This is a genomic window from Haloarcula amylovorans, from assembly GCF_004681185.1.
GTDB lineage: Archaea > Halobacteriota > Halobacteria > Halobacteriales > Haloarculaceae > Haloarcula > Haloarcula amylovorans.
In genome coordinates, this window is record NZ_SRIF01000013.1 from 81101 (window position 1) to 87282 (window position 6182).

Below are 6182 nucleotides of genomic sequence, written 5' to 3' on the forward strand. Positions count from 1 at the left end.
GAGGACGATAGTCGAGCTAGAGCCCATCTGCACTGATACGGAATGGGAAGGAGTGAAGACAACAGATATATCCACACATATTAGATATAATGTGAGAAATTTTAACTCTCTGCGGATTAGAAAATCAGCTGAAGTGTAGCGCAATGATAGATGAAATCCAGAGCGAACTGTCGAGCTGCGAACTGCTAGGTATCGCACTACTAACGACCGTCGCTCTCGCGTTCGGTGGTGTCGGCACCGTTTCGGCCGCTGCGTATTACGGCTATACCGGAGCGATGGGGGCTGCTGCCGTCGGTGGCGTCGCAACGGTCGGCGCAGCAGGCGTGAACGGTCTCGCAACCGCCGGCGCTGGCGTCGCTGTCGTCGCTGGGGCTGCAGTCGTAGCTACCGGTGGCGTCGCCGGCGCTGCGGCATAACCACTCTCTATCTATTTTATGGCAGAATTAAACACAGTCGTCTGGCTCGGTATCGCAACTATCGGGACGACGGCACTCTGTGCAATGACGAACATGCTCTTGTACGAATACAACCGAAACGGTGCCGTTGCCAGAACAGTCGTGCCCGCAGCGATCGTGGGAGGGTTCGGAGCGTTGCTACTGGTCTATGTTTCCTTCCTTGCCTGAGAGCTACCGGTGCGCACTCGCTCGTTCGCGGAGCGAACTCGTCGCTGCTCTCTTCTTCTTTCTCCTCGGAGTAATAGTCGGTAGTTCGGATCCAAGCGCCGGTGCCAGCAGTGGGACACTACCGGAGTTTACCGTCGGCTATTTCATCCGGCACAACACTCGGGTACTGTTCGGATTGTGGCTCGGTGCACCGCTGTTTGGAATACCGACGATCGTTGGACTCATCCTGAACGGCACTATCTTTTCGAACGCCGTTGTTACTTCGCACGCCCCGTTGACGGAACGGTTCGCGCTCTTGTTCCCGCACGCGGTGTTCGAACTCTCCGGGATTCTCGTCGCCGGTAGCGTCGGCTTGAAACCCGTCTTTACCTTCGGGAGATACGTGCGTGAAAAGCAATCACGTCCCCTAGAAGCTCTCGACGTTCGTGATACGTTGCGTCTCGCGATTATCTCGCTCGTACTCATCGGCGTTGCGGGCGTCCTCGAAGCGCTCGTCACTCCTCTCGTCTACCAGACGGTTGCAGGATAACCCCACGCAGTTCAGATGATTGAACTCAGCGGGAGAAAGAGCCAAAGGAGCGTTGGAACAACGACCGAACCGCCCGCTACTCGCCGCGAAACGTCGTAGAGGTTCTTTACCGCGAAGAACCACAGAAGCCCTTGCCAGAGCGTGAACGTGACAAACAGGAGCCGAGAGGTGAAGAAAATCGGATTGTTCCGAAGACTCGAAAAAAGCGCGGAGAACTGAGCGGGGTCGCTCGGGAACGAGACTTGCGTATACACGAGAAACGTGGCGACACCGGAGACGAGTCCAGAAAAGACAGCCGGCGTAAATCCCCACCCCACGAGTTTGAAGAGATCGCGGAACGACTTCTGTGAAGCATTCAATTTCTCCATTGTTACGTAAATGATCGCCGTGACGGCGAACCACATGAGAAACACGCCGACGATGCTCAGCACGAGTATCCTGACGTACGAGAATACCAGTATAAGTTGTGTCGTCGACGTTTTACCGAGCGCTGTGATGATTTGTGAGGTGACGACAGCAACGCTCAGAACGTTGGCAATAGCTGTAGCGATAACTATCAGTATCGGGCCGGTGAGAGACGGGTCCTGACACTTCCGCCGAAAAAACTGTCGGGACTGTGAAGGAGGGCTATCATTTACGTATATCCCGATATAATATCATCAAGTATAAGATTTTATTTATTTAAATTGTGACTCCTTTTATACTGCGTGCCGATTGCTCTTTCCGCCACTCGGAGGCGACAGAGTGGCGCTGAACTCGGTCGTCGCCTTTTCCCAGCCCGAGCGCGGGATCACCGCACTGAGCGGCGAGACGGACAACATTTATCGACGCAGTCAGTTACGCCGGTATGGTCCACTGCCCTGAATGCGACGCGACCCTCGACCGACAAGACGACGTGGAGTCCGTGGAGATGGACGCCGAAACCGGCTTCTTCAAGGCCTCCAAGCGGTTCTATCTCGTCGCCTGTAACGACTGCGGCGCGGCAATCGGTAGCGGCGTCGCCGGCGCGAAGGCCCGATAGTGATTACTGTCGGTCTGTTCCCCATCGACCGCACGAAGTCGTTCGGTCGTAGCGGTAAATCGCTACAGTAATCACTATGAGTACCGTCGCCGTTCTCGGAACTGACCTCGCAGTGATCCGATAGCGACAGCCACGACACATATCAGCATGGGCGGCGAACGGTGGGGTATGCCACTCGACGTGCCGGTTCCAGACCCGCCGTCACTACGCGGGCCACAGCCACGAGGCGAGTACGAGGCCATCGGTAATCCGGTCGAAGACCCCGAAGACGACTACCGCAGGGAGGAGATAGAGGGATTCCTCCAGTCGGGCGCGTGGGCCGACGCCTTCGAGGAGTGGACGACACAGACAAGTCTGACCGAAGCGGACTTCACTGTCGTCACGGAGTACGACCTCGTCGAGCAACTGGACTTCTACTGGGACCCCGGCGTCGACGAGGTGGGATATCAGTCCCCGACACTCCCCGAGGAAGCCGAGGACGAAGCCGACCTCGACCCCGGTGAAATCGACGAAATCGAAATCGAGGTAGATTCACTCGGTCGCGTCGTCACGGAGATGCTCGAAAACGACTACCTCCGCCGGGACGACGAGACGTTCGGCTTCTTCGCCGACGACGCGCCGGAGAACACCTTCGACTACGAGGACGACGACCTGGGCGAGGGACTGTAGGCGACGACAGCCGGCAGTATCTGCACTGAAACCGCAGAAGCGCGGCGACCATCTAATTGTATTCACAAGTAATAATGCCGGTGACGTTATCGCCTTCGACAATGGACGGCGAACGCGGACTCGGAGAGTTAGAGACGATACTGGCCGACCGACGGCGGCGCTATCTGCTCTACTGCCTTCACCTCCACTCGACGCCGCAGTCACTGCCCAGTATCGCTGATCAGATTACGGTCTGGGAGACCGGTGACCCGGCGACCGAACGACTCGACGAGCGTCTGGAGATCTACATGTCGCTCTATCACGATCACCTCCCGGAACTCGTCGAAACCGGCGTCATAACGTATCACCAGGCAGATGACGCCGTCGACTGGGACGGGCGTGTTACCCCGGAGCGGCTCGACTCGGGTCTCGAACGACGACTGTGTGAGGAACTCGACGCGCTGCTGGAGGCCGAGACCTGCACGTTTGACTGCGACGACGACGAAGACGTCTAGAGCGGCCACCGCCTCGAATCCGCAGTGTAAGGGACCGATGAGGGGAGAGCGGTGGTCAGCGCTCTCGACCGTCGGCTGGTCGAGTGCTGCCGTGGCAACGTTCTTTCGGCTTCGCCTCCTACTCGAATACACAGTGTCAGACGAAGACCCGTTCGACGACCTCGACATACCAGAAGACCCGACGGCGGACCTGGACCGTGCGACCCAACGGCTCACGGTCCGCACGGAAGAGCGCCGCTACGGTAAGAAGATGGTACTCGTCGAGGGGTTCGAAGACGAGGGCGACATCCAGGACCTCGCTTCGGACCTGAAGTCGTCACTCGGCACCGGTGGAACCGTCAAAGACGGACGCATCGAACTGCAAGGTGACCACGCAGAGCGCGTCCGGGACCTCCTCGAATCGAAGGGCTATCAGATAGCCTAACGTCCAAACGGCAGCCCCTTTGAGAGGTGTGGGTCAGTAGGACGAACCAACGAATCGACGGAAGAGAGACGCCGTCGTACAGTCGATCTATCCCCCATGATTCGTAACAGCGGAACCAGTGGGGTAGAAAGTCAGTAACAGCGGAACCAGTGGGGTCGTGAGAGTGTCACTAACATCGGAACCCGTGGGGTCAGGGCGTCGTCTCGAGGAGTTCAGCTAACCCGGTCTTCACCGACGAGATCGACTGTTCGAGTTCGTGCTCTTTGTACTTGCCGCCACCTTTGCCGCGGTTGTACTCCGTCGAGGAGATGATACCGAGTTGATCGAGTTCACCTAGATAATCTCTGACGGACCGTTCCGAAACCGGATCCACGCCCTCCTCAATGGCGACCCGTTCGTACGCGCTGAGGATGTCCTTCGTTCGCGCGGGTGTATCGCCCTGTTCGGCGAGCAGTGTCACTGCGTACAGGACGAGCTGGCCGTGATCGGAGTAGTTCCGAATCCCCTCGACGACCTGGTCCGTCTGAAGACGCTGCCGAGCGCGACGGACATGTGATTCCGTGACGAGTTCACCGTTGTTCTCGCGGGCCAGATCACCGGCTTCCAGCAGCAAGTCCAGTGCTTGCCGGGCGTCCCCGGAGTCTTTCGCGCCGTAGGCCGCACACATCTCGATGACGCCGTCGTCTAACACGTCGTCTTTAAACGCCACGGCCTCTCGCTGCTGGAGGACCAGTTGCAGTTCCCGGGCGTCGTACGCCGAAAAAGAGACTTCCTTTTCACAGAGACTGGAGCGGACCTTCGAGGAGAGTTGGTTGCGGAAATCGAGGTCGTTCGAGATTCCGATTACGCCGAGTTTGGCGTCGGTGACGTCGCCGTTAGAACGGGCACGTGGCAGTTTGTACAGCAGCGAATCGTCCCGGATGTGATCGACCTCGTCCAGTACGATCAGGACAGTCCCGCCCACCTGATCGAGTTCGTTGAACAGGAACTGGTAGACGGATGCCTGCGGGTAGCCGGTGTTGGAGATTTGGTCGGCTGGATCCCGGAGTTCGTTGACCAGCGCGACGGCGACCTGGTAGCTCGAATTGAGTCCGTCACAGTTGATTTCGATTGTATGGAGATTCAGGTCCGAGACCGGTTCGGCGTCGCGTTCGAGCGCCTGAAGGAGATAGCGCGTAGCGGCGGTCTTGCCGACGCCGCTTTTGCCGTAGAGAAAGATGTTCGAGGGACTCTCGCCGTTGATCACTGGCTGGAGCGCCGCGTGGAACCGTTCGAGTTCCTCGTCACGGCCGACGAGTTCGTCAGGGGTCCACTCCTCTAAGAGGGCCTCACGCTGCTCGAAAATCGAAGACGTCGGTGAGAACGTGATATCCGTCATTCACCACAGGGTGAGCGGTGTAGCGGTATTAACCTTCGGTTCCGCTGTTTCCGTTGTTGTGGTTGGTTTATATATGTGTAACCCCACCACTTCCGCTGTTACCGGGGGACGGGGTTGTTTGTCTCGGGAGATGAGAGAGACCCCCACCCCACCGCTTCCGCTGTTAGCAGGGACGGAGGCAATATCTGCAAGTGACTCGCAGCCGTGTAGATTTTCATCTGATATAGATAAGTTCAAGTATTCGTATTAGAAACCATATCCGTACGCTGTTTCTCACCGAACGATGCCACACCCCCTCCCATGGGGGTGGGGCTACTCGTTCCGACCTAACAGCGGAACCAGTGGGGTGGGAGGGTGGTTCAATACCCGGTTCTGCCAGCGCGACTCACCACTCGGCCCCGTACCCGATGCATCCGCAATCCGATACTCAGCGTGATTCGAACTGGTAACGCAAAAGAGAGCAGGGCACTGTCTAGTTAGCGGAAATTGAGGAACGAGCAGTTCGTTGGTTTAGGTGTCTATGCTCAACCAAGAACTGCTCAAAGAGACGTTAGAGACGGCGAATCTTGAATGTTGGGAGCGTGAGCGGACGGCGACGCCCGTCAGGGCGTTCGCCGTCCGCCTCCACACGACCGGTTGTTCACTCAGAGAAACACAAGCAATTCTCTCGCTGCTGGGCGTAGAACACTCGCATCAAGCAATCTTTCAATGGGTTCATCGAGTATCTGACAGCGTTGGCGACCCGCCGATGGCGACGCCGAGGCGGGTCGCCGTCGACGAGACCGCTGTCAAGATCAACGGCGAGCAGTCTTGGCTGTATGCTGCAATCGACACCGAGACAAAATTGCTCCTTGATGTCGCTGTGTTTGGTCGCCGTGGCACCGATCCAGCAGCGGCGTTTCTGCATGGAGTGGCCGAGAAACACGATCTCTCCGAAGCTGTGTTTCTCGTCGATGGCACCGGCTATCTGACTGCCCTTGCTCGATTAGATCTGAGCGGTCGGCTTGACTACGTCGACCGAAACCTCATCGAAAAGTGGTTTCA

The 6182-nt window shown here is 57.6% G+C and carries 9 protein-coding genes; 7 read left to right on the forward strand and 2 right to left on the reverse strand.

All coding sequences use genetic code 11. From position 1 onward, the window contains the following. Nucleotides 1–143: 143 nt before the first annotated feature. On the forward strand, nucleotides 144–416 hold the full coding sequence (locus E4S61_RS23510; RefSeq protein ID WP_135306261.1) for a hypothetical protein: 273 nt from the start codon (nucleotides 144–146) through the stop codon (nucleotides 414–416). 187 nt (nucleotides 417–603) lie between these two features. After that, complete coding sequence (locus tag E4S61_RS23515; RefSeq protein WP_135306262.1) at nucleotides 604–1152, forward strand: stage II sporulation protein M; 549 nt, start codon at nucleotides 604–606, stop codon at nucleotides 1150–1152. Between the two features lie 11 nt (nucleotides 1153–1163). Here the strand turns inward: E4S61_RS23515 and E4S61_RS23520 are convergent, their stop codons facing one another. Continuing rightward, complete coding sequence (locus E4S61_RS23520; RefSeq protein WP_135306263.1) at nucleotides 1164–1802, reverse strand: YIP1 family protein; 639 nt, start codon at nucleotides 1800–1802, stop codon at nucleotides 1164–1166. A gap of 197 nt (nucleotides 1803–1999) precedes the next feature. Between E4S61_RS23520 and E4S61_RS25735 the strand changes: the two genes are divergently transcribed. The 4 genes from E4S61_RS25735 (at nucleotide 2000) to E4S61_RS23535 (ending at nucleotide 3760) form a co-directional block, all read left to right on the forward strand. Then, a complete protein-coding gene (locus E4S61_RS25735; RefSeq protein ID WP_167768624.1) occupies nucleotides 2000–2173 on the forward strand; it encodes a hypothetical protein in 174 nt (57 codons plus the stop codon). A gap of 168 nt (nucleotides 2174–2341) precedes the next feature. Beyond that, complete coding sequence (locus tag E4S61_RS23525; RefSeq protein WP_135306264.1) at nucleotides 2342–2842, forward strand: hypothetical protein; 501 nt, start codon at nucleotides 2342–2344, stop codon at nucleotides 2840–2842. 101 nt (nucleotides 2843–2943) lie between these two features. Then, nucleotides 2944–3336 (forward strand): DUF7344 domain-containing protein, encoded by a 393-nt coding sequence (locus tag E4S61_RS23530; RefSeq protein WP_135306265.1) that lies wholly within the window; start codon nucleotides 2944–2946, stop codon nucleotides 3334–3336. Between the two features lie 133 nt (nucleotides 3337–3469). After that, nucleotides 3470–3760, forward strand: a complete 291-nt coding sequence (locus tag E4S61_RS23535; protein WP_135306266.1) for an SUI1 family translation initiation factor — start codon at nucleotides 3470–3472, stop codon at nucleotides 3758–3760. Nucleotides 3761–3950: 190 nt separating this feature from the next. On the opposite strand, the gene E4S61_RS23540 is transcribed toward E4S61_RS23535, so the two are convergent. Beyond that, a complete protein-coding gene (locus E4S61_RS23540; RefSeq protein WP_135306267.1) occupies nucleotides 3951–5138 on the reverse strand; it encodes an orc1/cdc6 family replication initiation protein in 1188 nt (395 codons plus the stop codon). 520 nt (nucleotides 5139–5658) lie between these two features. Between E4S61_RS23540 and E4S61_RS23545 the strand changes: the two genes are divergently transcribed. After that, nucleotides 5659–6182 (forward strand): IS6 family transposase (locus E4S61_RS23545; protein ID WP_135306268.1); only part of this gene is annotated, 524 nt, incomplete at its 3' end.